The sequence below is a fragment of the Dactylosporangium cerinum genome (assembly GCF_042653625.1).
Taxonomy (GTDB): Bacteria; Actinomycetota; Actinomycetes; order Mycobacteriales; family Micromonosporaceae; genus Dactylosporangium; species Dactylosporangium cerinum.
Genome location: NZ_JBHSIU010000016.1, coordinates 1 through 2,205 on the forward strand (window position 1 = coordinate 1; position 2,205 = coordinate 2,205).

General features: G+C 68.1%; 1 protein-coding gene. It reads left to right on the forward strand.

Annotated features, from left to right (window positions below):
- Nucleotides 1–12: 12 nt before the first annotated feature.
- Nucleotides 13–2,205, forward strand: a 2,193-nt coding sequence (locus ACFPIJ_RS15470) for an SDR family NAD(P)-dependent oxidoreductase (RefSeq protein WP_380115610.1), incomplete at its 3' end; no start/stop codon positions are given.

Sequence of the window (2,205 nt, forward strand, 5' to 3'; positions counted from 1 at the left end):
CAGGGTGTGCGGGTGTTCGTGGAGTTGGGTCCGGGTGCGGCGTTGACCGCGATGGTCCAGGAAAACCTGCCCGAGACAGCGGTGGAGCGGTCGGTGTGTGTGGCTGGGTTGCGTCGTGAAGGTGCTGAGGTTGAGTCGTTGCTGCTGGCGGTGGCGCAGGCGTTCACCGCGGGGGTGGGGGTGCGGTGGCCGGCAGTGTTCGCCGGCGTTCCCGCTACCCGGGTTGATCTGCCGACGTATGCCTTTCAGCGGGAACGGTTCTGGTTGGATGCACCGGATCAGATCGAGCCCGCGTCCGGGCGGTTGGCGACGGCGTCGGAGACGTGGTTCTGGGATGCGGTTGAACACGAGCGGATCGAGGCGCTGGCGCATGAGCTGAAGTTGGACACGCAGGACGGCGGTTCCTCGCTGGGTGTCGTGTTCCCGGCCCTGTCCGAGTGGCATCGCAAGCTGCGGGATCAGACGTCAGCGGGTCGCTGGAGGTACCAGATCAAATGGCAACCGTTGTCGGATGTCCGGACCACGCTGCCGTCAGGGTCATGGCTCGTCCTGGTCCCCGCTGCTCTCCCCTTGGACGCGGTGGCGTCGTCGGCGATCGAGGCATTGCAGGATTGCGGAGTCCACGTTGTTCGCGTCGAGGTGGATGCGGCCGAACATGATCGCAGCACGCTCGCGAAGCGGATCGGCGACGAGCTGAGCCGGCTGTCGACTGACGAAGCAGGCGGGGACGTCTCCTTCGGCGGGGTGGTGTCGTTGCTGGCGTTGGATGAGACTCCGCACCCGACACACGCGAGCATTTCCAACGGTGTGGCCGGCACTGTGCTGTTGGTGCAGGCGTTGGGAGACGCGGGCGTCCAGGCGCGGCTGTGGTGCGTGACTCAGGGCGCGGTGTCGACGGGCCGTTCCGATCCGCTGGCCAGTGCCGTTCAGGCACAGGTGTGGGGTTTGGGCCGGGTGGTCGGTCTGGAGCACCCCGACCGCTGGGGCGGCTTGATTGACCTGCCCGGGACCGTCAATGCGCAGCACGCACTGCGGATGTGGCGGGTCCTGGCTGATCCGGGCGATGAGGATCAGCTGGCGATCCGTTCCTCCGGCGTGTATGTGAGAAGGCTGCTGCGGGCTGCCCTGGACGGGGTTTCCGTCGAGCGTCCGTGGAGGCCGCGTGGTTCGGTGCTGGTGACCGGCGGCACGGGTGCTTTGGGTGCTCACGTTGCTCGCTGGCTCGCTCGCGGTGGTGCTGAGCACCTGATTTTGACCAGCCGGCGGGGTATTGACGCCCCAGGTGCGGTGCAGTTGCGGGACGAGCTGTCCGGGTTGGGTGTGCAGGTGCAGGTCGTGGCCTGTGACGTGGCTGATCGGGCTGCGGTGGCGGGCCTGTTGGCGTCGGTGCCGGATCGGTACCCGTTGACGGCGGTGGTGCACGCTGCGGGGGTACTGGAGAACGGCAGACTGGATGAGGCGCAGCTGGCTGATTTCGCTGAGGCGATCAGGGCCAAGGCGTGTGGTGCGGCGCATTTGGATGACCTGCTTGCGGATACGCCGTTGGATGCCTTCGTGGTGTTCTCCTCGGTCGCGGGAGTGTGGGGCAGCGGGGGTCAGGCGAACTACGCTGCGGCGAATGCGTTCCTGGACGCGTTGGTGCAACGGCGCCGTGCCCGTGGTCTTGCTGCCACGTCGGTGGCGTGGGGAGCCTGGGCCGGCGAGGGCATGGCCGGTGAGGCTACGCAGCAACTCCACGACTATGGCATAGCGGCGATGGAGCCCGGTTTGGCGCTGACAGCGTTGGGCCAGGTTCTGGACCATGACGAAACCTGTGTCGTGGTCGCGGACGTGGACTGGGAACGGTTCGTGGAGACGTTCGCGTGGGCCCGTCCGAGCCGTCTGGTGGAGGCGCTGTGCGAACAGCCTCCCCAGGAGCCGTCAGCGTCGGCCGATGAGTCGGCGTTGTCCCGCCGGCTGTCCGGGGTGCCCGCAACGGCACGGCAGGCGGTGGTGTTGGACGTGGTGCGGGGCGAGATCGCTGCGGTGCTGGGGCATGCCACCGCGGCCGCGGTGGACCCGGACCGGGCGTTCACCGAGGCCGGGTTCGACTCGCTGACCGCCGTGGAGCTGCGGAACCGGCTGGGAACCGTCACCGGGTTGCGGTTGCCGGCGACGCTGGTGTTCGACCACCCGACTCCTGCCGCGCTGGCCGCCTACCTGACC